Origin of the sequence: Paenibacillus sp. FSL H7-0940 (genome assembly GCF_037979415.1) — a bacterium.
Taxonomy (GTDB): domain Bacteria; phylum Bacillota; class Bacilli; order Paenibacillales; family Paenibacillaceae; genus Paenibacillus; species Paenibacillus amylolyticus.
Genome location: NZ_CP150280.1, coordinates 5,466,888 through 5,492,507, shown reverse-complemented (window position 1 = coordinate 5,492,507; position 25,620 = coordinate 5,466,888). Strand labels below are relative to the sequence as shown.

Annotated in this window: 21 protein-coding genes and 1 other RNA gene; 18 read left to right on the top strand and 4 right to left on the bottom strand. The window is 46.0% G+C overall.

Annotation, left to right across the window (positions count from 1 at the left end; translation table 11 throughout):
* Positions 1-41 precede the first annotated feature (41 nt).
* From smpB to MHB71_RS24150, 17 genes are all read left to right on the top strand, one after another.
* Positions 42-524: an SsrA-binding protein SmpB gene (gene smpB / locus MHB71_RS24230; protein WP_036674736.1), complete on the top strand. Its 483-nt coding sequence runs from the start codon at positions 42-44 to the stop codon at positions 522-524.
* Positions 525-1,106: 582 nt separating this feature from the next.
* Positions 1,107-1,471: a transfer-messenger RNA gene (ssrA, locus tag MHB71_RS24225) on the top strand.
* 88 nt (positions 1,472-1,559) lie between these two features.
* Positions 1,560-1,757 (top strand): hypothetical protein, encoded by a 198-nt coding sequence (locus MHB71_RS24220; RefSeq protein ID WP_036674733.1) that lies wholly within the window; start codon positions 1,560-1,562, stop codon positions 1,755-1,757.
* A complete protein-coding gene (locus tag MHB71_RS24215; protein ID WP_340027920.1) occupies positions 1,750-2,322 on the top strand; it encodes a zeta toxin family protein in 573 nt (190 codons plus the stop codon). The genes MHB71_RS24220 and MHB71_RS24215 overlap by 8 nt, the downstream gene beginning before the upstream one ends.
* Before the next feature lie 543 nt (positions 2,323-2,865).
* Entirely contained in the window at positions 2,866-3,792 is a 927-nt protein-coding gene (locus MHB71_RS24210; protein ID WP_340027919.1) for a metal-dependent hydrolase, read from the top strand.
* A 131-nt stretch (positions 3,793-3,923) separates the two neighbouring features.
* Positions 3,924-4,631 (top strand): uracil-DNA glycosylase, encoded by a 708-nt coding sequence (locus tag MHB71_RS24205; protein ID WP_340027918.1) that lies wholly within the window; start codon positions 3,924-3,926, stop codon positions 4,629-4,631.
* A 108-nt stretch (positions 4,632-4,739) separates the two neighbouring features.
* Positions 4,740-5,102, top strand: coding sequence for a hypothetical protein (locus MHB71_RS24200; protein ID WP_340027917.1), 363 nt, complete (start codon positions 4,740-4,742; stop codon positions 5,100-5,102).
* A gap of 651 nt (positions 5,103-5,753) precedes the next feature.
* Positions 5,754-7,793: a sensor histidine kinase gene (locus MHB71_RS24195; protein ID WP_340027916.1), complete on the top strand. Its 2,040-nt coding sequence runs from the start codon at positions 5,754-5,756 to the stop codon at positions 7,791-7,793.
* Complete coding sequence (locus tag MHB71_RS24190; RefSeq protein WP_340027915.1) at positions 7,784-9,532, top strand: response regulator; 1,749 nt, start codon at positions 7,784-7,786, stop codon at positions 9,530-9,532. The genes MHB71_RS24195 and MHB71_RS24190 overlap by 10 nt, the downstream gene beginning before the upstream one ends.
* Positions 9,533-9,716: 184 nt before the next feature.
* A complete protein-coding gene (locus tag MHB71_RS24185) occupies positions 9,717-11,030 on the top strand; it encodes an extracellular solute-binding protein (RefSeq protein WP_036616255.1) in 1,314 nt (437 codons plus the stop codon).
* Positions 11,031-11,177: 147 nt separating this feature from the next.
* The gene (locus MHB71_RS24180) at positions 11,178-12,047 is read left to right on the top strand and encodes a sugar ABC transporter permease (protein ID WP_076210184.1); all 870 of its coding nucleotides are present in this window, start codon (positions 11,178-11,180) and stop codon (positions 12,045-12,047) included.
* Positions 12,048-12,062: 15 nt separating this feature from the next.
* The gene (locus MHB71_RS24175; protein ID WP_017691224.1) at positions 12,063-12,938 is read left to right on the top strand and encodes a carbohydrate ABC transporter permease; all 876 of its coding nucleotides are present in this window, start codon (positions 12,063-12,065) and stop codon (positions 12,936-12,938) included.
* 193 nt (positions 12,939-13,131) lie between these two features.
* Positions 13,132-13,773 (top strand): polysaccharide deacetylase family protein, encoded by a 642-nt coding sequence (locus MHB71_RS24170; protein WP_340027914.1) that lies wholly within the window; start codon positions 13,132-13,134, stop codon positions 13,771-13,773.
* Positions 13,774-13,921: 148 nt separating this feature from the next.
* Positions 13,922-15,175 carry a mechanosensitive ion channel domain-containing protein gene (locus tag MHB71_RS24165; protein ID WP_340027913.1) on the top strand — a complete coding sequence of 418 codons (1,254 nt, stop codon included), beginning with the start codon at positions 13,922-13,924 and terminating at the stop codon, positions 15,173-15,175.
* Between the two features lie 383 nt (positions 15,176-15,558).
* The gene (locus MHB71_RS24160; RefSeq protein WP_340027912.1) at positions 15,559-16,008 is read left to right on the top strand and encodes a hypothetical protein; all 450 of its coding nucleotides are present in this window, start codon (positions 15,559-15,561) and stop codon (positions 16,006-16,008) included.
* Positions 16,009-16,190: 182 nt separating this feature from the next.
* Positions 16,191-17,435: a macrolide family glycosyltransferase gene (locus MHB71_RS24155; RefSeq protein ID WP_340027911.1), complete on the top strand. Its 1,245-nt coding sequence runs from the start codon at positions 16,191-16,193 to the stop codon at positions 17,433-17,435.
* Positions 17,436-17,600: 165 nt separating this feature from the next.
* Positions 17,601-18,455 carry an aldo/keto reductase gene (locus MHB71_RS24150; RefSeq protein ID WP_340027910.1) on the top strand — a complete coding sequence of 285 codons (855 nt, stop codon included), beginning with the start codon at positions 17,601-17,603 and terminating at the stop codon, positions 18,453-18,455.
* Between the two features lie 117 nt (positions 18,456-18,572).
* Here the strand turns inward: MHB71_RS24150 and MHB71_RS24145 are convergent, their stop codons facing one another.
* Positions 18,573-21,746 carry an alpha-mannosidase gene (locus MHB71_RS24145; protein WP_340027909.1) on the bottom strand — a complete coding sequence of 1,058 codons (3,174 nt, stop codon included), beginning with the start codon at positions 21,744-21,746 and terminating at the stop codon, positions 18,573-18,575.
* Between the two features lie 199 nt (positions 21,747-21,945).
* On the opposite strand from MHB71_RS24145, the gene MHB71_RS24140 reads away from it, so the two are divergent.
* Positions 21,946-22,887, top strand: a complete 942-nt coding sequence (locus MHB71_RS24140) for an AraC family transcriptional regulator (RefSeq protein ID WP_076320061.1) — start codon at positions 21,946-21,948, stop codon at positions 22,885-22,887.
* 123 nt (positions 22,888-23,010) lie between these two features.
* On the opposite strand, the gene MHB71_RS24135 is transcribed toward MHB71_RS24140, so the two are convergent.
* The 3 genes from MHB71_RS24135 to MHB71_RS24125 all read right to left on the bottom strand — a co-directional run bounded on the left by MHB71_RS24135 (position 23,011) and on the right by MHB71_RS24125 (position 25,505).
* Complete coding sequence (locus MHB71_RS24135) at positions 23,011-23,694, bottom strand: ABC transporter ATP-binding protein (RefSeq protein WP_076320062.1); 684 nt, start codon at positions 23,692-23,694, stop codon at positions 23,011-23,013.
* The gene (locus MHB71_RS24130; protein WP_340027908.1) at positions 23,694-24,815 is read right to left on the bottom strand and encodes an ABC transporter permease; all 1,122 of its coding nucleotides are present in this window, start codon (positions 24,813-24,815) and stop codon (positions 23,694-23,696) included. The genes MHB71_RS24135 and MHB71_RS24130 overlap by 1 nt, the downstream gene beginning before the upstream one ends.
* 123 nt (positions 24,816-24,938) lie before the next feature.
* A complete protein-coding gene (locus tag MHB71_RS24125; RefSeq protein WP_100526455.1) occupies positions 24,939-25,505 on the bottom strand; it encodes a TetR/AcrR family transcriptional regulator in 567 nt (188 codons plus the stop codon).
* Positions 25,506-25,620: the final 115 nt, after the last annotated feature.

Genomic DNA, 25,620 nt, shown 5'->3' with positions numbered 1-25,620 from the left:
GAGCATGGTACCGGCTTATTTTACGGAGAAGGAGTGAGGACATGGGCAAGAATGATGGACAGAGTAAAGTGCTCGCACAGAACAAAAAGGCTTCCCATGACTACTTCATTGAAGATACGTATGAAGCGGGCATGGTGCTTACCGGAACGGAGATCAAATCTCTTCGTAACGGCCGTGCGAATATTGGTGATGCATTTGCCACCATTCGAAACGGTGAGATTCATATTCACAATATGCATATTAGTCCTTTTGAACAAGGGAACCGAAATAATCCGCTCGATCCAACACGTACGCGCAAGTTGTTGATGCATAAAGTGCAGATTCACAAGCTGCTCGGGCTGTCGAAACAGGATGGGTACAGCATTGTTCCGCTGAAAATCTATATCCGCAATGGTTATGCAAAGCTTTTGCTTGGACTGGGTAAAGGTAAGAAGCAATACGACAAACGTGAAACTGCCGCGAAGCGCGATGCTCAACGTGATATCCAACGGGTACTTCGCGAGAAGCAGAAGGTTGCGCGTTAAGTGGAGAACTGGGCGGCTTTACTTTAGGTGTATAAGTTAGTTTTTGTGATGAAGTTAGGAAAATTGATGTATGAGTTAAGGAGTCTCAAGGTTTGTCCTGCAATGGGCAAGATTGAGGCTTTTTTATTTTTAGTGGGAAGGGGATGTGGTGTGAATAGCTGAAGTGTATTGTGTCGTGATTTCCTTTGATATGTGTTGAAGGGAATTCGGTAGGAGCATGGAGTTTGGCGCGTTGATGATCCAAATTTTTAGCCTTTGCGTAGTTTGCCTGAAACGTGGGTAAGATACTTAGGTGCGTTGTTCATGATCCAATCTGGGTAAACTTTACTTCCGATTGGTGACGCGGTATAATATGTAGACGATTGAGCCTGTTGTATTGGATAACCTTGTACACATGCTCAGCCTGCTGGAATGTCTTCCAGCAATCTGTACTATTTCGGTGATGTGTCCTGTGTTATGATTACTCATGTAGCAGACAGGAATGCCGAGTTTGAAAGAAGCATCTTTTTACCTTGGAGGAAAAAGATGTGCAGCACCTTTGCTCCGTATTCACGGATTAATCCTGGAGCCCTTCTTCATTGAGGGGGCGTTTATGGATTCGACGGGGATAGTTCGAGCATGGGTAGCGGGTAGTGGGGACGCGTCCGCTTTATCAACGCTAAAGCCTATTAAACGGCAAACAACAAACAAACTACGCTTTCGCAGCCTAAGAAACTGTGTGCGTGCTTCTACCCTGCATCGCCCATGTGACAGGGATAGGGGCTAACTAGTAGTGGGATACGCTGTCACATCTCCGCCTGGGGTGTGCTGAAGAAGACAATCAGGCTGACCCAACGTATAGCCGGTTACGGGGCGATACTCGGGTGACATCAAAACTGTGACTACACCCGTAGAAGCTTATGTGCCGTTATCTTCGGACAGGGGTTCGACTCCCCTCGCCTCCATTAGAGTCAAAAAACCATCAACCAGTAATCTGGTTGGTGGTTTTTCTGTTTATGATATAATAAAACATAAATTTAGATTGGGGGACTCAGGATGTTTACAAATCGAAAACAACTCCAAGAAATTTTAAACAAAGCAAGTCAACATGCACGGAAACAAGCTAAAGAATCAGGCGCCTCTATTTATTATATAAAGAATAACAAACGCGTTCGTGAGGATGCTGCGGGTAATAAATTTGAAATTATATTTGATGCTACTGGGAAACGCCAGGAGTTTGAGTATCATGAGTGAAATCAGACCAGTCATGACGTTATTTGCTGGAACCAATGGAGCAGGGAAAAGTACACTCAGTATGCAAATGAGAGAGTGGCTTGGTGAACTGGTTGATCCGGATCAAATTGCAAGAGAGTTGAAGCCAGAGAATCCGCGCAGTGCTGACCTGTCTGCTGGCAGGGAAGCTGTGAAAAGAATCCGATCTCTCATTAAAAGTGGTGTAAACTTCGCTATTGAAACGACATTGTCCGGATCATTTGTTTTAAAACATATGGAAATTGCAAAAGAAAACAGTTACGAAATTGTCGTATACTATATCGGCCTTGAGGATGTGCAAATGCATATAGATCGTGTTGCCTCTCGTGTTGAACAAGGTGGACATTGGATTGCAGAAGAAGACATTCGTTATCGATATGGTCAGTCTTTGAAGAACCTTAAACCGGCTCTATCTATCGCAGATCGGGTTATCATCATTGATAATACATACGAGCCTTTAATTGTTGCTGAAATCATACAGGGTGATTTGATCTATTGTGTTGAGTCCATACCTGCTTGGGCTAATCCTGTTCTTGTGGGTTACTGATACACGGGACATCACAACAGTGACTATACCCGTAGAAGCTTTTGTTCCGTTATCTTCGGACATGGGTTCGATACCCCCTCACCTCCATTAGAGTAAGCAAAATCCACCAACCATTGTTCTGGTTGGTGGATTTTTATTTTATGATATAATAACCTAAATTATATAAATGAAGGGAATCGAGGTATATGTAGGTCGAAAAGCTTTAAGAAAGTATATCAGGTACATTTAGGTTCTGAAACGTATATAGGTATCTATAGCCTGCTTTAACTAGACCAAATTATGATAATAGAAAATACATACGGGCCATCCATTGTTATGAGGATTTTTAATAGCTTGTTGATTCTATTTTGTGGAGCCTACGTTGATTTGTGCTCGAATTTAGTATTAAGAAATTAGATTAGGTAACATCCATACTGAGACTACTCCCCGCAGATCTTTGGAAAAGGTTCGACTCTCAGGGTCTTTTATATGAAAAAATTAATTTATAATGTTTAACATTAAATACAATATTTATAATAATAATAGAGTAAAGGAGTAGTTCTTTTGGATCCGTACTTATATTTGTTGTTTCATCTTCTATCACATGCTCTTCTTGGGGCGGTAATTGCATACTGCTTTTTGCCAAGGGATACATGGAAAAATCTTATAATATGTCTATGTTCGGGTGCTCTGTGTGGAATAATTCCTGATATTTTTGGGGATAGAAGTGTAGCTCCGTTGTCCCATTCTATTTTGTTTACACCCCTTTTAGCTTTAGGAATAGCATATTTGACAAAACTGTTCTATAAAACGACAAGTTTCAAATTAATCTGGGGATCTTCTATTTTGTCTGTCTTGTTTGGACACTTATTTTTAGACTATATGGGACATGATTTACCAGCATTCTATCCCCTTAGCGATAAATTATATATTATGGAAGCCATTACATTGGGAGATCCATGGATATGGTTTCCGTTAATTATTGGTCTTGGATTGAGTGTTTTTTTGAGGAACAAGCCTAAATTACCTGTAATTACTTCGATACTATTCATATTGGTATATTTAGTTTTTCGAATAATATCAAAAGAAATAATCGAGCACAAAGTTCAAGTTCAACACCCGGTTCCTGAAAAGTCATACATTATAGTGGAGCCCGATAGTCATTATGAATTTCCTTTAGATCCCAGAAAGTGGTTAGAGTTCAGGTTTCGAGTCATCAGTCCTCATTTCTCTAAAGGTGGTGATGCGGGTATACTGGGAGAGAAATCAGACAAACTATTCTGGTACGATTTTTATCCAGTAGCCTTTGAGATAAATTTATCAAGAGGAAAGTATGTTCCAATAAATTTACAGGATTCTAAAGTTGTGATATCTGTTACTAAGGAATGGAAAGAAGCGGGTTCTAACTATATTCAGGGAAAGTATGATGGAAACCTTCTTACCTACAAAGAAACCACCAATGGTCAGTGGGAAGAAGTTATACCGCAATAGTTTTCTATAGTTTCTATCCACCATCAACCAGCGGTCTGGTTGGTGGTTTTTCTGTTTATGCTATAATCTTTGTAAAATAAGCTGATGCAAGCCTAATTTACTCTGTAATCTCCCAAAGGAGGCAAAAAAGCATGAGCCAAACGCAGCAACAGATCCGCGAGTTTGTTGCAGGGGTGCAAGCATATGTCTCGCCAGTAAATGTGATTAATCCTTGGAGCGATTATGTGGCGGGCTATGATATCGGCCCCGAAGCGGTAAAGATTCGTTGTGAACATTTGGTCAGGTATTTGGGGCCACGAATGTCCAAGGCTCGGTACATTTTTATTGCTGAAGCCGTAGGCTATCAAGGGGCGAGGTTCTCCGGCGTACCCTTGACGTCCGAACGAATGGTTACCGGGAATCACTCGCTGGTGAATCACCAGATGATTTTTGCAGGCGAGCCGGGTGTCCGAACAAGCCTGCCCAATATCGTCAAACCTAACCGAAGTCAGGCGCTGTATGGTTTTGCAGAACCGACAGCATCCATCATATGGGGTGAAGTGTTATCCAGTTCAAGGTGGAAACCAACGGATTTTATATTTTGGAACATCTATCCCTTTCATCCATATCAATCTTCTGAAAACAGGATGACGAATCGAACGCCGACTTTGGCAGAGTTGGAGGATGGTGTGGTATTCGCCGGACAGCTTATGCAACTGAATCCTGATGCTCAGATCGTGGCTATTGGCAGAAAGTCAGCAGACACGTTAAGCTCACATCTCATTAAAAATCACCATGTTCCCCATCCTGCAAATGGAAGGGCAGTACAATTTCAAAAAGCTGTGAGGTCAATTATCTAGCCCATTTTTAACTGGAGGAATGTAAGGCTGACATATGCGTTTTTATCGTCCAAGTGCTATACACATAACGTAATGCCCTATCATATAAAGATTGGTTGGTGAAGCTAAATGAGTGAAAAATACTGGCTTGTGGTGCAATATCCACTGAAGAGCGCGCAGGGCAGCAAACGAGATCATTGGTTGAAGGAAAAGGTGATGGAATATCTGGAAACCGTTCTGACCCAGGCGGAGTTGGGAGAGGTGGATGGATGTGACCTGGGCAGCCGTGTGGCTGATCCGAAGGAATATGTAATGAACATTTTCTGTGTGGTAACGGACGAAGATCGGAGCTTAGCGCTAATAAAAAAAGTGCTGAGAGAGAGTCGGCTGGATTACACCCGCATCCAAATCGCTACGATGCCATATGGCACAGAAGGAAGCTACACGCTGAAATATGCCTCCAAAAAAGGCGTTACCGAATTCTCGCTTTGATCACGCTTCGTTGTTTCTTACCATAACGAACTCTATGCTTGTCCTGCCCTCGGGTAGTTTGCCCCCGACACTTTCCCCACTTAAATTCATCATACGAGAAGACCATAATTGGACTTCCCAACCTTAATCACTCGATCAGCACTCTGTAAGTAGTAAGATTATGCCCGTAGATATTGTAATCTTGCTCAAAAGTATGCGCATCTCAAGCTAGACGTTTATCATCGTCTTTTGTGTGTTCAGACCCTCCGCTTCTCCCCCGCTTCACTCTCCATCCGGCACAAACCACAGCTTATTATCTGTACCTCCAACATTTTATAAAGCAGTACTTCTTGCGGCTCCAATTAGGGGCCCCTACCCGCAGCATTCACCACGATCAGATCCCCAAAGCCTCATTCTACTTCACTCAGTCAAGCCATCCCCAAGCGATAAAAAGAGTTGAGCCTCCTCCATGCACAGTCCTATAATATACAATTGTATAAAATCCGAGAGAGTGGTGGATATCACAACAGGTCATCCGATCACAACCGATAAACCCATCACAACCGATAAACCCATCACACATCGGAACCAAAGGAGGGTCACATTGAATCAATGAGCAAAAGATGCAACAACAGATGCAGGAGCAGTACAAGAAGGAGATGAAAAATAGAAGTGAAAGCAACAGCCCAATCAGATATTAAGATCGATGCAGAAGCAAACGAAAATGCAAAAGCGAACAACAGTGCAATGAAGAAGAATTGGACTCCCCGTTTCAAAGCGTTCATTCAACGCAAGCCCAAGACGCTCGCTTTTAAAATTCCGTTTGCCTACTTTGTCATTATTCTGCTAACGGTGGCGTTTAGTGCGTTGGTTTTGAATCGAATCTCGGAAAATGACGCGCAACGAAAGATCAATGAAGCATCACTGCAGACGATTACATCCATTGAGACCAACGTTAATCTGATGATCGAGAACGTGAACAATTATTCGAAAATGATTTTCTCCGATCCCAACTTGCAGAACCTGCTGCGGCAGGGTAATGTGTACTCCAATTTACAGACACAGTCCAAGGTCAGCGCGTATTTGACCAACCTTATGCAAGCGGTTCCAATTATCGATTCAGTATATATTTACGATAATTCGGGGCACCGATTCTCGGTTGGTACACAAGAATGGCCCACGTTTATGGAAGCAAATGTGAAGGAAGCGCCGTGGTACGAACAGGCACTGAAGCACAACGGACGATATCTGCTCAGGCTGAATGGTGGCAACAACGACAGCGGAGTTTCGGCGACGGGGGTGAATGATGGGCAAGAGGTGGTCTCGTTTATTCGCCTCATTCGGGATTTGGATGATACGTCTCCGCTTGGGTTTTTGGTCATGAACATCAAGGGCAAATCCATCGCTCAAGCCTATGCTAACCTATCTGCACCGGATTCATTTCAGGTCGCCATTCTGGATGAGCATCAGCGGGTGATCGCAACGAACGCAACCGATGGAAAGAAGGCTGTACCTGCTGTATCCGACGAATCCATGTCTGTGGCTTCTGAACAGGAAGGGATGTACGAGATGTTAGAGGCCAATCAGGCCAAGTTAAAACAAACATTTCAAGAGCAATCCTCCGGCTTCATCACCTTGCAATCGGGTGGTCAGGAATATGCTGTGACCTATCGTTCGTCTGGTGATGATCAGTGGAAATTCATCAGCATGAGCCCATACCAGGCTACCGATACCCGCAATAAATCCATGGTGCTGCTTGCGCTGATCCTACTGGCGGTAAACGGGACTGTCTTTTTTGTCAGTTCATTCATCATCTCGCGCAGCGTCATTAAGCCGATTCACAAGCTGCTTCGCTCCATGCAGAAAGCGCCAAGTGGCAACTTCCGCAAAGTGACGGTTGAGCTGAACAGTTACGAATTCGCACAGCTATATGGAGGTTACAACCAGATGATCGAGCAGATTGACCAGATGCTGAAACGCATCATTCAGGAGCAGCAGACGATCCGCCGAGCAGAGCTGAATACACTTCAGGCGCAGATCAAGCCACATTTTCTATATAACACACTTGATTCCATTACCTCCCTGGCGATGTCCGGCATGAACGAAAAGGTATGTGAGTTGTTAGAAGCGCTCGGAAGTTATTATCGGCTGAGTGTCAGCAAAGGGCGTGAACTGATTACACTGCACGAGGAGGTTGAGATTGTACGCAATTATCTGACGATCCAGCAGGTGCGATACCCCGGTGTATTTGAGGTGCAGTACGATATCGATTCAGGCTGTGAACGCGTGATGATTCCCAAGCTTGTGCTCCAGCCGTTGGTGGAAAATTCGCTGTATCACGGTATTCGTCCCAAAGGCAGCCCGGGCACGATACGCATCCAAGCTCGTCGATCCAAGGAGGGAGTACTTCTAACGATCACTGACGACGGAGTCGGCATGTCCGAGGAAGAAGTGAAGCAGATTCAACGAACAGAAATGAACAGGTCTAATCGCTCGAACTCATCTAACCCATCTAACTCTTCTAACTCTTCTAATCCTTCTAATCCTACCCATAACTCTAAATACAATCCAAGCTTTGGCTTATGGGGGACGATGGAGCGGCTTCGCATTTTCTATGACAGAGAAGATGGACTTAAGCTGCATAGCGAGGTTGGAAAAGGAACCACCATTATCATAACGATCCCGAAGGGAGCCGATGAATCATGGAACTAACTGTGGAACCATTAAAGGTATTGATTGTGGATGACGAGTACCTCATCCGTAATCTGCTGCGCATGCGTATCGATTGGGAGCAGCAAGGCATGAACATCATTGGAGAGGCCTCCGATGCTGCAGAGGCTTTGGAACAGGTCGAGCTGTTGCGCCCGGACATCGTGTTCACGGACATATACATGCCAAAGATGGACGGTATTGAACTGAGCGGCATCCTCATGGAGCGTTACCCAAACTTAAAAATCGTGGTTGTGACGGGACATGATGAATTTGAATATGCTCGTCAGAGTGTGAAGCTGGGCATATCCGATTTTATTTTGAAACCCATTCGTGCTTCTGAGTTATTACAGGTTACGGCGAAGCTGCGAGCGGCAATCGAGCAGGAGATCGGGCGTGAGTACGAGCTGATGAAGCTGCGGGAGGAGATGAAGCAGAGCTTGCCTTATCTCAGGGAGAGGTTTGTAAATCAATGGTTAAGTAACGTGATACCTGAGGATGAACTACAAGAGAAGGCGCGTTTCTTCGGTATTCCTATCTCGTCTGGTGAACCAGGATCACGCATCGCAGTAATGGAGGTGGAGGTTGCTGTACCGCAAGCTAAGATAGCTGCACCAGAGGTATATCCACATCTGTCCGAATCATATCACCAAACACACCAAGCACAACGAGGGCCTCAACAACAACACGGTCAGTCCCAATTAAGCCAGCATCAGACAGAAGGTCATCCACATACTGCCGAGGAAATACATATTCTGCTCCGAATGGTAGGCATGAAGCAGGTGCAGGCTTTTTATCCGCAGGATTCGCAAACCATTATCGTCATGGACCCGCATAACCGGATAGTTGTGCTCTCATTTGGTGAGGATACGGAATTTGCCAATCAGGTGCAGCAGCTTCAGGAAGAACTTCAACATACACTTAAGCTCGAAGGGTGTGAAGTTGATGTGACCGTAGGGATTGGCCAATGGCAATCAGGATGGGGAAGGGCCTGTGTGGGATACCGGGAAGCTTGTCGTGCACTCGATTATCAGGCGTTTGTGGGGAAAAATCAGGTCATTTGCTTCGAGGATCTGGTCATCGAAGGCGGAAAAAGCCGGTACCACTCGGATGCTCAGCTGCTCCAACAACTGCAATTTTACGTCAGTGTTGGTGCGGGGGAAGAAGCCGTATTGTTGCTGGAGCGTATGCTGTCTGTGCCGTTCTCGGACGTTTCACAGTTTCGGATGGCAGCCATGGATGTGGTTACGGAGTGCCAGCGTGCTGCCATAGAGCAACAGCTTGAGGGAGAGCACGCATTGAACAAAGAGGCCGTTGCGGCCATTTTTACAGCAGATCATTTGCCCGAACTAAAAAGCATGCTGGAGCAGCATGTCCGCACCGTATCGGATGTCATACAAGCCAAGCGACAGGCCAAGGAAGGCAATCTGATCGACCGGGTGATCGCTTATCTTGAAGAGAACATGGGCAATGCGGAAGTGGGGCTTTCCAGCACCGCGGCTGCTTTTTACGTAAGTTCGGGCCATCTGGGGCGGCTGATGAAAAAAGAAACCGGGCAGACATTTGTGGAATATCTGACTCAACTCCGCATGAAGAAGGCTGAAATGCTGCTGAAACAGACGGATATGAAAGGGTATGAGATTGGGGAGCAGGTAGGCATCCCGGACCCACATTATTTCAGCGTCTTGTTCAAAAAACATATCGGCCGATCCATGAATGAGTATCGGAATGTAAAAACCTGAAAAACGAGAATGCAAAAATGGGGAGTGTGGGGGAGTGCAGAGAAGGTGTGAGCGCACCCCCTCTCCAATTCCACATATGTTCGAATATTACAAATCGATGCCTGTTTTCTAAATGGAGAACAACGCACAGTTCACCTAAAATATGGGCTAGAACGAACTAAAACACATAGGGAGGTCCATAGAGATGAAAGCGCTATTAAAAAAATCAGCAAGTCTAATTCTGACTCTGGGAATTGTAAGCAGTCTGGCGGCATGTTCATCCGGTTCGTCCGGTGGTACACAGGGGGAAAGTAATGGCAAGATCAAGCTGACGCTATGGGATCAATCGGTTGGCAATACCGATCCTTCGGCCAAGCTGCTGCCCGAGATTGTTGAGAAATGGAACAGCGAGCATCCGGACATCCAGGTTGAACGTACGGGCACGACAGGAGAACAGTATAAAACCAAAGTCAAAACATCGATTGCGGCTGGTGAGGCGCCAGACCTGTTCTATGGCATGGGTGGCGGCAGCTTCATGCAGCCGTACATCAAATCCGGCAATGTGCTGGAAATCTCAAGTTACCTGACGGACGATATCAAAGAACGAATGGGCCCGGGAATGGCTGAGGCCATTAATATGGACGGCAAAATCTACACATTGCCCGTGTACACACATATCGCCAATCTTTACGTGAATACAGAACTGTTCGAGCAGGCGGGTGCCAAGATTCCGACCACCTATAACGAACTACTGGATGCAGTCTCCAAGCTGAAAGCGGCAGGAATCACACCGGCTGTGATTGGAGAGAAGGACCGCTGGCCGGGCATGTACTGGTACGACATTATTGCGATGCGTCAGGCAGGCAATGCTGCGGTGATGGAAGCCTTTAAAGATCCGTCGAAATGGGATTCGCCCGACTTTGTAGCCGCTGCGACTAAGATGCAGCAGCTCGCGCAAGCAGGAGCGTTCAACAGCAGCATGTTCAGCATGAGCTATGACGAGATGCTTGGGGCATTTAATGCAGGCAACGGGGCGATGATGTTCCAGGCCAACTGGGTAAATGCAGGAATTGAGGACCCTTCCTCCGCAGTCAAAGGCAAAGTGAAAGTGATTCCGTTCCCAGTGTTTGAGGATGGCAAAGGCACAAATACCGAAATCTTCGGCGGAGCCGTCGATGGTTTCTACATCAACCAGAATACCAAGCATTCGAAGGAAGCCGTGGAATTCCTCATGTATCTGAGCGAGCAGCTTGGTACACAAGGTTTCCTGGCTGGAGCCGGCCTGCCAAGCTGGAAAACAGATGCACTCGACACATCCAGCCTGTCCTCCCTTGATCTGTCTGCGGCAGATATTATGAAAACGGCGACCTCATTCATTGCTTGGTGGGATAACATTCTTCCAGCGGAGTCTGCCGAAGCCCACAAAAATCTGATTGCCCAGCTGCTTGCCGGAGATGTAACACCGGAGGAGTTCTGCAAACAGATGGCACAGCTCAAACCAACAGAGCTGAGCCTGTAGGACACGCAGGTTAATATACGCGCAATTGCAACCCTTACATGTGTAAGCTCGTGAGCTTGCCAAGTTGAAGCCTGTTAACAATGAAGATGAACCCAAACAAGGCGTGGTCCGGCATATCCCGGTCACGCCTTTGAGAGGAGAACAACAATGAACTCTGTATTTTCCAATAAAGGCACGATAGCCGTCTTTGTACTACCCACACTGATTCTCTTCTGCGGAATTGTGCTTATTCCAATCTTTGTCTCCAGTTATTACAGTCTGCTGGACTGGAACGGCGTAGGCAGGGGTACATTTATCGGCCTGGACAACTATGTAGAGATGTTTAAGGATACCCGGGTGCTGAATTCGATCAAGAACTCCCTGTTATTCGCAGGTGCTTCGGTGTTCATTCAATTGCCGATCTCGCTGGTGCTCGCACTGATTCTGGCGTCCAACGTCAAGGGTGAAGGTTTCTACCGGACCGTGTATTTTATCCCGGTGTTGATCTCAACGGTGGTTATTGCCCAGTTGTGGTCAAAAATCTACAATGCCGATTACGGCCTGCTGAACGTGCTGCTGCAAAGTATCGGCTTATCCAGCCTGGCGCAGGACTGGCTGGGGCAGAAGGACACCGCCCTGGCGGCATCGTTTATTCCAACCTTGTGGCAGTACGTGGGGTATCACATGCTGCTGATGTATGCAGGTGCGAAGTCCGTGTCCCAGGATGTGCTCGAAGCTGCTCGAATGGATGGTGCTTCCCGTATTCGCACGGCGTGGTCCATTATGATCCCGCTGATGAAGCCAATTCTGAAGGTAAGCCTTGTATTTTCGGTCATCGGCGCATTCAAAGTGTTTGACCTGATCTATGTGCTGACAGGTGGTGGGCCATTTTACACAACTGAAGTGCCAAGCACGCTGATGTACGCTACCATTTTTGATACGTTCCGGTACGGATATGGCAGTGCGATCTCAGTCTTTATCATTGTGGAGTGTTTGGTGTGTACGATCCTCATTAATTCATTGTTCAAAACGGAGTAGAGGGAGGCAAAAGGCATGAGTACCGTAGAAGTTATGTTGCAAAAAAAGCCCAAGCCGAGGTCCATCTCCGGACCGATCGGGAAAGTGTTCCTGCAAGCGTTTCTGATCCTCGTTGCGATTGTGCAGATCTACCCGCTCATCTGGCTGGCGCTTTTTTCCCTGAAGGATAACAGTGAGATTTTCAGCGGTGATGTAGCCGGGTTGCCCAAAGCATTTCTGTGGAGCAACTACACCAAAGCAATGTCTGACGGCCATGTGCTGACCTATTTTATGAATAGTGTGCTGGTTACTGCGGCCTCCATTGTCTTGGTACTGATCCTGTCCTCCATGACGGGATACGCAATCACAAGAATGAACTGGAAGCTTAGCGGGTTGACGATGACGATTATTTTGCTGGGCATGATGGTGCCGATTCATGCGGCTCTGCTGCCATTGTTTATTATTTTGAAGAATCTAAGCCTGCTCAACAGCTACTGGTCTCTGATCATTCCCTATGTGGCATTTGGCATTCCGATGGCGGTATTCATTCTGGGCAGTTTTTTCAAAGGTATCCCAAGAGAGATGGAGGAGTCGGCGGTTATTGACGGCTGCGGCATATACCGGACGTTTTTCTCTATTATTCTGCCTCTGGTAACCCCGGCTATATCAACGGTAGCCATCTTCACATTTCTGTCCTGCTGGAATGAGCTGATGTTTGCAGTTACGTTTATCAATAACACGGCTTACCAGACATTGACGGTGGGCATGATGTCGATGGTGGGAACGTACATTACGCAATGGGGTATCATTGGTGCTGGACTGATGATTACGACGGTGCCGACGGTGGTCATCTATCTGCTGCTGAACAAACAGGTGCAAAAGAGTATGATCGCAGGTGCGATCAAAGGTTAGCTGGAGGCTGGGCTGGACTGGAGGGCGTGGCGGTAGAAGGGCTTGCTGCTCGCTCGCTGTGCTCTCTTTCTGGTGGGTATCGGCTTGATTCGGAATTTCGCAAGGTGTGATCTCTGGACTAGACCGGAGCCTGCGGTCATGGAATAATAAGGGGGTATGTAGCTAGGCAGTTGCAGAGAGGGGTCATTATAGTATGGTCAATATCGCGATGGTAGAGCAGGAGTCTGTTCGGGAAAAGGTTGTGGCGTTCACGTTTGATGATGGGCCGCATCCGGTGTATACACCTCAAGTGCTTGAGATTTTCCGGCGTGCCGGTGGGCGGGCGACGTTTTTCATGATTGGCCAAGAGATGGAGACTCACCCGGAGATTACGGCGGAGGTGCACCGTGAAGGGCATGAGATCGCCAACCATACGTACACGCATCCGGATCTGACCAAGTTGACGCTGGAGGAAGCTGGGGAGGAGCTGCAACGCGCAGAAAATCTTGTTCAAGAAGTTACGGGGCAACCTGCCCGCTGCTTCCGCCCGCCGTATTTTGGCGTAAACGATGATATATTATCTCTGGCGGCGGAGCGTGGATATCGTACGATTGGTGCGGTCAACGGTGATGCAAGGGATTGGGACAATCCCGGCGTTGAGCACATTCTGGAGCATACTCGGTCTGTAGTGAAACCCGGCAGCGTGCTTATATTCCATGACGGGTACGGGGATCGTTCCCAGACGGTGGAGGCGGTTCGTGTGCTGGTGGAGGAACTGGTCGCGGAAGGGTACCGTTTGGTGACGGTGAGTGAGCTATTAGACATTTCTCGTGAGCATGATGAAAAGACGACATAATCAAGTGGGCCCATCATTCTTTGAATGACAGGGTCTTTTTTTAATATATATAATGCATAGGAAGAACAGAGCGGAAGCACAAACTTTGCTTGCCCTCTCAAACTACTTTATAATAATAGGCTAAACTAGATTATGTCAGGAGGAAACAATGGACTTTATCAGAAATCAACTAGAAGAACTCGGCATGAGTGAACCCTCCATTGGATACCTTTCGAATGTGATTATGATTATTTTTATCGCGCTAATCTCGGTACTGGCGAATGTTATTGCCAAACGAGTGGTACTGAAGACGGTGCATCGTATCGTGAGTAACAATCGTTTCAAGTGGGGCCATATTGTGGTTCAAAAAAATTTATTTCAGAAGCTGTCACATCTCGTACCGGCCATTATCATCTATTATTCTGCTTATATTTTCCCGCCCTATCAGGCCATAATTGAAAAATCAGCAATGACCTATATGATTGTAATCATGATTACGGTTCTGAATGCTTTGCTGAATGTATTCGATGATATCTATCGTACCTATGAGGTGTCGAAGATTCGCCCAATCAAGAGTTACATTCAGGTAGCCAAGATTGTCCTGTTCATTATCGGGGGCATCATCGTCATCTCCAGCCTGATTGGACAGAACCCGCTCATTATCCTTAGTGGACTTGGGGCGTTATCGGCGGTATTAATGCTCGTATTCAAAGACTCAATCCTGGGCCTCGTGGCCGGTGTACAGCTATCGTCGAACGATATGGTGCGTGTTGGTGACTGGATCGAGATGCCAAAGTATAATGCGGACGGTGATGTCATCGACATTACATTGAATACGGTAAAGGTTATGAATTTTGATAAAACCATTACGATGATTCCAAGCTATGCCCTCATTTCGGACTCGTTCCGTAACTGGAGAGGCATGCAGGTGTCCGGCGGCAGAAGAATTAAGCGGAGTATCTACATTGATATCAGCAGTATCCGTTTTTGTACGGAAGAGATGGTGGCTGAATTTGAAAAAATTCACTACCTGACTGATTATGTCACGGCAAAATTGAAGGAAATTCAAGCGTACAATATGGAGCACCAGGTGAATACTGAAAGCAACGTGAACGGCAGACAACTGACAAATGTCGGTGTATTTCGGGAATATATTCATCAATATTTGAGGAACCATCCAAAAATTAATAAAGATATGACGATGATTGTACGACAATTAGCACCGGAAGATCGCGGGCTGCCTCTGGAAATCTATGCATTCAGCAATGATATCAACTGGGGTGTATATGAGAACGTTCAGGCGGATATCTTTGACCATATCTTCGCGGTGGCGTCAACATTTGGACTACGGGCCTTCCAGAATCCAACCGGACATGATATCGTGCAACTGAAAGAGGATAAACAATACTCGCGAGAGTATTAAGAGGATTCATCAAAATAGATGTGACGGCCACCATATTGGTGGTCGTTTTTACGTTTGGATGCCCCTCTAATACGGTCATGGGTGAGAACGCGTCGAGTGTTGGTAAGTTGGCTAATTTTTAAAATCACAGGAACACATTCAAATGTTTTATTTACGAGACTGACGGCACAGTTCTGGAATCGGGTTCAGTGCAAGATAACAAAAAAGAATGTCTGCAAAAACAAGTAGACAATATGTATTTCTTTACATTATAATCTAATTAATTCCATATTTTGAAAGGAGTGATTTGGATCTTTTTCTGATCAGGCGTGTCTATGAACGAGGGAAAAGCATGAAGTCTCTTTGGCGTGCTAACTTTTCAAAAGAAATGGAGGGAGAATGAAATGAAGAAAACATTGTATTCTGCAATTATGATAACGCTTTTATCAGGATCGATTGTGGGTACGGCCTTGGCGGATAATTACGAGTCGAATGACACTTTGAGCAGCGCGTATAAAATCCCAACGCAAACGGTGGCCACTCCCTACGGTCCGGCTTACTGGGGTGGAAGTGCTTGGTCTTATCTATCATCCCCGACAGATGTAGACTACTTTACATTCAGAGGGCATGGCAAATCTGTCGTGCTGGGTTCTCCTTCCGGCTATGATTACGATCTGTACGCCTATGACAGCGCTGGAAATTTGGTTGCTTCTTCTACGAATACGTCAGGAGCGGATACAGTTCTTGTCGAATACAATAATGTATATTTTAAAGTGATAAGCAAAGATGGACGATACAGCGATACCGATGCTTACAGCGTAACCTTTTATAAAAGGGATGTCTGGGTGCCGTGACCAGCTCGTGAGAGTAAAATAACGTTAGGTATCGTAGACTTTAATGCTTCCGTCTCATGAATAGGAACTCTACCGCCTCAATGAGGTAGTAGAGTTTTATTTATTCAAGCCAATGCTCTGGAAGAATGGGTTACCATAGCCCCCACTTGAGTGCATTGGAAAATTTAATGGAGGTGAGTGCCGTGGCACGTGTATTAGTTGTGATGATCCCTGCAGAAGGCCATATCAATCCGTCGCTTGGATTAATCAAGGAACTGGTAGAGAACGGTGATGAAGTGGTCTACTGTTGTACCGAAAAATACCGGACGAAGATTGAAGCGATAGGCGCACAATTTAAAGCCTACTCCTTCAACGAGGCAACCCTGCTCAACAACCCTGGTATGAAGCCATTTGAACTCAAGCATCCTTACCAATTTTTATATATGATATTGGAAAAAGTTATTCAAAGGTTTATTCCAGATGTTCTGAATCTGATCGAACATGAAACCTATGACTATATCATTTTTGACTCCATAATAGGCTGGGGAGGACAAATTCTAGGTGAGAAGTTAGGTATACCAACGGTATGCTCAACCAGCACCTTTGTTTTTGTGGAGCCTCTTGGATCAGACAATCAACTGAATGATGATACGGAGGAGGTCAAGGAGCTATATAACAGCATCGTGGAAGTGTCCCAGCAAATAGCTTCCCAGTTCGATGTGGCTGTACCTTCCCTGGCGGAACTTTTAGGGCATTCAGGACAACTGAAGATTGTCTATACAAGTCGTTATTTTCAACCCATGGGGGACAAGCTGGACGACAGCTTTGTGTTCACTGGCCCATCTATTATCCCCCGCAAGGATGCGCCAGGCTTTGCAAAGGAGTCACTGTATGCTCTTTACAAACAGGCAGTTTATATTTCGATGGGCACCATTTTAAATAAGGATCTTGATTTTTATAAGCTTTGCTTCACGGCCTTTCGTGATTTGCCTGTGCAGTTTATCTTGTCTTCTGGGAAGGATACCGATATAGAGCCTATTGCTGATCTCATTCCTGATAATTTCATCATAAGACCCTATGTCCCTCAACTGGAAGTGTTGCAGTGTGTAGATGCTTTTCTAACACATGCAGGAATGAACAGTACCAGCGAAGCTTTGTATTACAATGTACCATTAATCATGCTTCCGTTAACATCGGATCAGCCGCGTGTAGCAGGCCGGGTACAGGAGTTGGGAGCAGGGGTCATCGTGGACAAAAATAACCTTACACCCGATGTTCTTAGAAACGCAGTCTTAGAAGTGCTCCGTAATGCCTCCTACAAGGAGCATGCTGAGGTTATTGGGAAAACGTTACGCGATGCTGGCGGGTATAAGCAGGCCGCTATGGCTATTAAGAACTTTATAGGCAATCAGTCGTTATCGGCCACGCCCATCTCTTCGTTTGAATGAAAAGGAGACCGTTCTTCATGAGAGCTAGAAGAGGAAGCCGTCACCCGACTAAAATGGAGTGGTGGCTTCCAATTGATTCAAGTGCGTATGGAGGGGTAGATAAACGGAGAGGGGCATTATTTTTACCATATTGTTCGTATACCTTTTGCAAAGGAGAGTCTTCAGATGAATCATCGAATTCCGGAATATACATTGAACGATGGCTTGAAAGTGCCTGCAATTGGATTTGGTACCTATAGTTTAAAAGGTGAAGAAGGCGTTAAATCGATCGCGTCCGCAATGGATGCGGGTTATCGATTAATTGATACGGCGTATAACTATGAGAATGAGGCAACGGTGGGCAGAGCAATCAAACAAAGCTCCATCGCCAGAGAAGAACTACTCATTTCCTCGAAGCTGCCGGGGCGTTATCACGCTCATGATAAAGCACTTGTGGCGATCCAGGAATCCCTGTACAGAGCGGATCTGGATTATTACGACCTGTATCTAATTCACTGGCCCAATCCGAAGAAGGACATGTATGTCGAGGCATGGCAAGCACTGATCGAAGCCAAAAAACGTGGATATATCCGATCCATTGGAGTCAGCAACTTCCTGCCTGAGCACAATGATCGGCTGATTAAGGAAACGGGGATAGCGCCGAGTCTGAATCAGATTGAGCTGCATCCGTTCTTTGACCAAGCCGATCAGCGGGAACAGGATAAAAAGCATGGCATCGTGAACGAATCCTGGAGTCCGATTGGACGTGGCAATGATGCCGTACAGGATATTCTGAAGGATGAGAACATTCTTCGGATTGCGGAAACGCATGGCAAAACGCCAACCCAGATCATTCTGCGCTGGCATGTTCAGCTGGGTTCCATTCCCATTCCGAAAGCCGGCTCCTTGCAGCATCAACAGGAAAATATCGATATATTCGATTTTGAGTTGAGCACAGAAGAGATACAGGTCATCTCTGCATTTAATCGTCCGGATGGACGGTTGTGGGATCAGGACCCAAGCGAGTACGAAGAATTTTAAAGAACGACAAATGAAGGGCTGCTCCCATGTCAGATATGACAGGAGGCAGCCCTTTATTGCTTTATTGTTGAAGCATATTAAGCAATGTTGCAGTTTTTCATGTTGCGTAATTTCTGTTTACTGTTCAGCAGGGATACGGAAGGTCAGAATCTCATACGGTTTGATATCAAAAGAAATTCGACCATTTTCCACGGCGCATTCCGCTTCGTTATTCTCGAGCAAATCACACGCGTACGCCGTAACACCTGCTCCCTCAGGCAATTGCAGGGAAGCACGGCTGCGGCGGCCATGTGCTTCGTAGACTCGGATGATCATATCATCGTTGTTCTCGGCTTTTTTGATAACCTCCAGCACGACATTATCCTGATCGACCGATGCAATTGACCATGTTCCCGGCAACGTACCGGTTTGCGGACTTACTTCACGGGCAACCAGCGGACGGTTGAGATCATAAGCAGCTTGGATGACACGTCCTTCACGGAAGTCGCCCTGATGCGGATAGAGCGCGTAGGTGAATACGTGCTGCTCTTTGTCGGCATTTTCATTCGGGTACGTTGCGCTCTTGATCAGCGACAGTCGCATCACCGAGTTATGAATATCATATCCGTATTTGCAGTCGTTCAGCAGAGCAGCACCGTACCCGTTCTCCGCCAGATCGGCCCACTTCTGCCCGCATACTTCAAACCGGGCTTGATCCCAGCTCGTATTACGGTGGGTAGCACGCTCAACGTTGCCGTACTGGATTTCGTAGACGGCCTTTTCACTCCAGATATCCAGCGGGAAAGCGGCTTTCAGCAGCAAATGCTCCTGCTTCCAATCCACAAACGTACGGAAATCAATCCGGCGCGTGTGCGCATAGAAGATGATCGTCTGCTCAATGACCGAGTCCAGGAACTGTCGCTTCACTTGAAGCACGGAACGCACGGGCCCGCTTTCAACCCACTCCAGCGACTGCAGGTCATTAATCTCCCACATATGCTGTTCATAATAATCGTCAATGTTCCATGCCTCGTATTCCGCAGGTCGATCCTCGAACACTTGCAGCACGTTACCACGCTTGCCAGACTGAAGCAGCTCGCGGCCCTCCAGCTTGTCCCATACGGATGTGAACTCGGCACTTTCATTCAGGTGAATATCGTACCAAGGTGTATGGATATGGCGCCGATCTGCTTCCCACTGTGCAACCGAAACTCCCGCAACAAGCTCGCCTGTCAGATCTGGTGTGATTCGGAAGGATTTATACCCGGATGCAGGCACGTTTTCTGCAAGGAATACAAGTCCACCTTCGGGAGTCCGCTGGCTTGGTACAGGGCGATCTCCATCATAGACGGTTACTTTTCTCGCAAAAGCAGGCAGTTCAACCACATCCGTCCGTACAAATCCGGTCGTGTTGAATACTACAATGGCTTCGCCATCAGATGTAATTTGGCTTGCAATGCCGTTCAGCGCACTGTCTTTCAGCTCATCCGTGACACGCAGCACTTCTTCATATTGCTCCTTGGAATCCACATATACCTGCTCAATGGAGCTGCCCGGGAGAATATCATGGAACTGGTTCAGCATCGTCAGCTTCCATGCATGCTCCAGTGCATCGGTTGGATAGGCCGCCTGTGCATTCGCCTGACGATGAATCATGGCATACAGCTCGGCATCGGCCAGCGCAAATTCACTATGACGGTTGTACCGTTTGTTACGCGCCATGGAAGTATAGGTACCCCGGTGATACTCCAGATACAGCTCACCCGACCAGCGAGGAACGGAAGGAACATCAGCCAGATTTTGCTCCAGCTTCTCGAAAAACTCGCGTACAAAGGTACGTTTCACCGTGGGTACACCCGGCAATCCAATATCAAGTCGTCTGCCATGCTCCAGCATCTCTTCGGTTGGTCCACCGCCGCCATCTCCGAATCCGAAACATTGCAGGACATCTGCATTGATGTTTTTGTTCTGGTATCGTTGCCACGTGCCTTTCACTTGCGAAGCATTAAACCGACCATTATAGGTCGTTTCGAAGCGACGCTGCCTGAAATCAGGGTGTTTGTCATAGTCTGTTGCTGTGATAAAGTGGGTCAGGACCTCTGATCCGTCGATTCCTTTCCAGTACATCGTATCGTTTGGAATCTGGTTTGTATCATTCCAGGCAATTTTGGTTGTCATAAAATAATCAATGCCGCTCTTGCGCATAATCTGCGGCATCGCTGCACTATAACCAAATACATCCGGCAGCCAGAGCACACGGTTCTCCACGCCGAACTCTTCCTTGAAGAAACGTTTGCCGTAGATAATCTGACGGATCATGGATTCACCCGAGATCAAATTACAATCAGCCTCCAGCCACATTGAACCTTCCGCTTCCCAGCGGCCTTCGGCCACCTTTTCCTTAATTTTCTCATATAGGGATGGGTAGTCTGCTTTCAAGTACGCATACAGCTGGGGCTGAGAGGACATGAAGGTATACTCCGGGAACTTGTCCATCAAGTAGAGTACACTCGCAAAGCTACGAATGACCTTCTCCCGAGTCTGATCCAGCGTCCACAGCCATGCCACATCGATATGCGTGTGTCCGATACAGTGCACGGTAGGGATGTGATCACCGGCAGGGCGGATATCACCATAGACATGATCTTGCAGATATCGGCGCGCTTCCAGTACCGACGCATGGAATTCTGCGCTGTTTTCCTGGCGCAAATCCAGCAAATTCACGGCTTTATTCAGATGTTCGACCAACTTCAGGCGCTCCAGATCATCCTCACGCAGCAGATCCGCAGCATCCAGCGCAGCCTTGAGATCGTAATACAAATCGGAGACTTGCTGATGATGCTCGGCGATATATACATTTAGAAAAACATCTGCGGCAGACGTACTGCAATATGCATATAATGCCAACTCAAACTCTTCGCCCTTCACCGCGGATGGAGTCAAGTCAATCTCCGTATGGTTAACATCCAGACCGCAGATTAATTCCCCATTGAGGAATGCCAGAAATTGCGGATTATCGTAATTCCAGATATCATCAGCACCAGTAACGATGGCACAAACGACCTTTTTTCCTTCCATTTGATCCGGGATTTGAATGCGGGTTTTGAAGCAGCTGTGTACGTCTTTGCCACCCCAGCCATCACCCTTACGGAATACGTTCCAGGAGGAAGGGTCCTCATGCACCAGTTCCCAGGAGTGGTAACCACTTTCTTTATGATAAAGCTCAGGGATATATGTCTTTGAGGTAAGTCGAGCACGTTCCAAGTGTTTAACAATGGTATGGATTCGAGTATATAAGGAATTCATTTTCATGTTGGTTTCCCACCTTGGTTTGTAGTAAGTACAGGCTGTAGTCGTTGTTGGGGCGAAAATACTGCAAGCGCTAACATATCAACTCTATCATAACAAAAGAGAAATGGGCGAAACTACGTATTGTATGCTGAAAATAACGTCTTTTTATTGCATTTCATGCTAAAATAAAATCATTAGAATCAGGATAGGGGGCATGTCCATGACACCATCGGTTTTGGCATACGAGCAAGGATATGCGATCCATGTGAACCAGCCTGGAGATTCACTTTTTTATCATCTGGATTATGACGAGCGCTCCCATGAACTGAATATGGAATTTCAGCATTTCCATGATTTCTATGAAATCTGTATTCTTCTGGATCGAACAGCTGCGCACATCATTGAAGGCAGTTTATATGAGATCCAGCCTCTGGATATCGTTCTGCTGCGGCCTTCATTGCTGCATAAAACGCAATATCCGAAGGGTGCCCCGCCGAAACGATTGATGATCACCTTTGCCATGCCACGTAATACACCTGGTCTTGAGAGCGGTTACACAGAGCTGTTTTCGATTTTTAATAAACCGGTCCCGATATTCCGATTTACAGAAGAAAGACGCAAGGAAGTCCTCGCGCCGATCAATGATATTTTTGCTATATCGCAGCAGTCTTCTGTCCTTCAATCGGTTATGATTCATAGCAAGTTCGTGGAGTTTCTCTGTGCTCTTCATCGTTACTCACCAGAGAACGGGTATGTGCGTGAAGAGACTGGATCAACGATGTCCAGGCGCATGTATGCCATTGCCTCTTATATTCACAGCCATTATCAGCAGGATTTATCTTTGGACGAGGTATCCAAGCGTTTTTATGTAAGTGCCCATCACTTGTCTCGCCAATTCAATAAGGTTACCGGCTTCACCTTCACGGAGTATGTGCAGATGACCCGTATTCGGAATGCCCAGCAAATGCTGCTGAATTCGAGTGAGAAAATCACAGATATTGCTGCACAGTGTGGGTTCACAAGCTTTTCCCAGTTCAATCGCATCTTCAACAAACAGAACGGAATGTCACCAAGTGCATATCGCCGAAGCAGACATTCGCAGAGCGAGCGTGAAGTTATGCTTGTGGGTGAGAGACCCGAACCACTTGGGAGCCTAGAGTGAGAGGGACGAGGAGAGTGATGGACAGACCTATAATCTACTTAACATGTTACTCTTTTCTGAATAGAAGCTTTTTATAAAAGAAGGAATAGAGAAGAGAAATGGTATATTGTTTGGTCCATATATTTACGATTCAGCTAGGGACAAACCGCCATCATACATCCGATATACTTTGTCACAATATTCAAGCATACGCTCATCATGGGTAACCATAATGGCCGCCTTTTGGCGTGATTTCACTTCTTGCGCGATTAGACTAACCACTTCATGGGCTCGTTTGGTATCCAAACTGGCGGTTGGTTCATCGGCTAAGATGATGTTGGGATTATTCATTAAAGAACGAGCAATGGCTGTCCGTTGTTTCTCACCACCGGATAACTCTTCGGGGAAACTTTTTAACTTCAAACCCAGCCCCAGTTCTTCCAGCAGCTTGGTGGCAAATGCCTTATCCTCTTTTTTAATCGTCCCCGCCATCCTTTTTACAACTAGCAGTTGATCCAGAACATTTAGATAGGGAACTAGATTTGAAGATTGCATAATAAATCCAACTTCTTGCAGCCTTATATTAGATAACTCTTTCTCCGTAAGCTTCGAAATATGATTTCCGTTTAGTTGAATATCTCCTTCGGAGGCTTTCAGCATGGCCCCAGCAATAGATAAGAATGTACTTTTACCAGAACCAGAAGGTCCAACTACAGCAACAAACTCCCCCGGTTCCACGGATATGGATACATGATCAAGCGCGGTGATCCGATTGTTTCCTTCGGCATAATACATGGTGACTTCCCGCATGTGCAGTCCCTTACTCATTATTCAACCCTCCCGAGCGCCTTAAGCGGATCAATCTTAGTAATTTTGCGAACAGATACCAGTGAACTTAACATAGCAATAACCAGCAAGATAATAGAATAATTGAAGACAAGACTGGTTTCCAGCTTAAATGGCATTCCTTTTGGCATAATTGCTGCTGTCCCATAAGTTAGCAAGATTCCAACAACAATACTAGTCAGCGAAAGTACAAACACTTGCGAGATAATGGCTTTTCCCAAGAAACGGTTACTAGCGCCTATCGCTTTCATAATGCCAAACTGGTTGGTTTTTTGCATCGTAATGACATAGAAGAATACCCCGAGTACAAATGCAGAGATCGCGAGTAGAAATGCAAGCATCATTAGAATCGTACCGTTCTCTTCTTTGTATCCTGGCATTCCTTGTACAGCTGCTGCTCGGGTAACTGTATCTGTGCTGGATAACTCTTTATTTATAGCTTCTGGATCAATATTCTCGCCTTGTAACATGATCGCATTAACCGGTCCGGCAATTCCTTTATCTGAACTTGGAGCCGCGAAGGCAATCTTCCGCCATTCAGCCATTGGGGTAAATACGGATGCAACGTGGTTATACGTCTGATTCTCCACATATCCGATAATTGTCAATGATTCCGTCGTGCCATCCAGTTGAAACGTGTCCCCAAGTTGATAGCCCTCATCTTTCATGGTTGAATTCACCACGACACCCGTAGGGTTCTCGGAAGACAGGCTTTCACCTTCTACAATAGCTGGTTCCAGGAAGCTTCCTGGGTCAATTCCTATAATCGCTATATCTACCTTATCTTCATTCTTGGTGCTATTCTCTTTCAGTGCCGTTGCCATCGTACTTCCCATGGGTGATGCAGCATCCACATTAGGAAGTTGTTCCGCCTTCGCCACCAGTTGATCTGACAGCAGTGACTTGCTCATGGAAGACTGAGCTCCTTCTTCAAAGATGACATAATCAGCCTTCATGGTCTTGAATGTTGATGCGGCTAGCGTAGATAATCCGTTTCCCAGACCGGATAAAATAAATACCAACCAAGCCATTAGTACGAAGATAATGATAATCATCAAAAACTTCATTTTATTATGCATTAACTCCTTCATCGCTAAAAACATGATCTGTTCAACTCCTTCTTTCATTTTTATTGACACATGTGTCAAATTAGAGGTACAGCCACGTGGTTTATATAATTAAACGATATAAATGACACTTGTGTCAAATTAAAGCCAAGAATAAAGTTAGCTCTTGGCTCCTCCGATCCACATTTGGAACAGCAACTTTCCCCAATCAGGCGTAGGGATATTTAGCATATTAGGCGTATTAATTAAGTTAAAAAAAACACCAATAAGTACAGGTAGAGGAATATCTTGTCGCAGGGCTTGATCCTGCTGAGCGCGTTCAAACAAGCGTGATAATTGAATTTTTAGGGTCCTATGTGCTTCCTCAATAAATTCAAGATCTCTCGCTGCCGCAGCAGAATTAGTTGTATTAATTTTACTGGCATCTCCCAGAAGTTGATGGAGCGTAGATTCTTCTGCGTAGATCAGAAGCAGTTGCTCAAGAGCATCCATTGGATCAGTCTCATCAATGGCTAATGAATTCTCTAATACGGTTGCAATTGATCGCTTCATACAAGCAGCGACGATCTCTTCTTTATTCGCGTAATATTGATATATCGTGCTCCGGGCTCCGGACAGATGCTGTGAGAGCAGCTTGAGATGAAAACCGTCATAGCCATGCTCAAGTACTAATTTTTTAGTTGTGTCCAGTAGCTCTGTTTCAGTAAAAGATTGTTTTCGTCCCATTAAATCTCTTCCTTTTTATCATTTTAAGTCGGTGTGAACTTCACGTAATCGATGTGTACTGCAGGTCTACAGGAGTTCTTCACTTTACTTGCTTATTATGATCAGTTTAGCATAT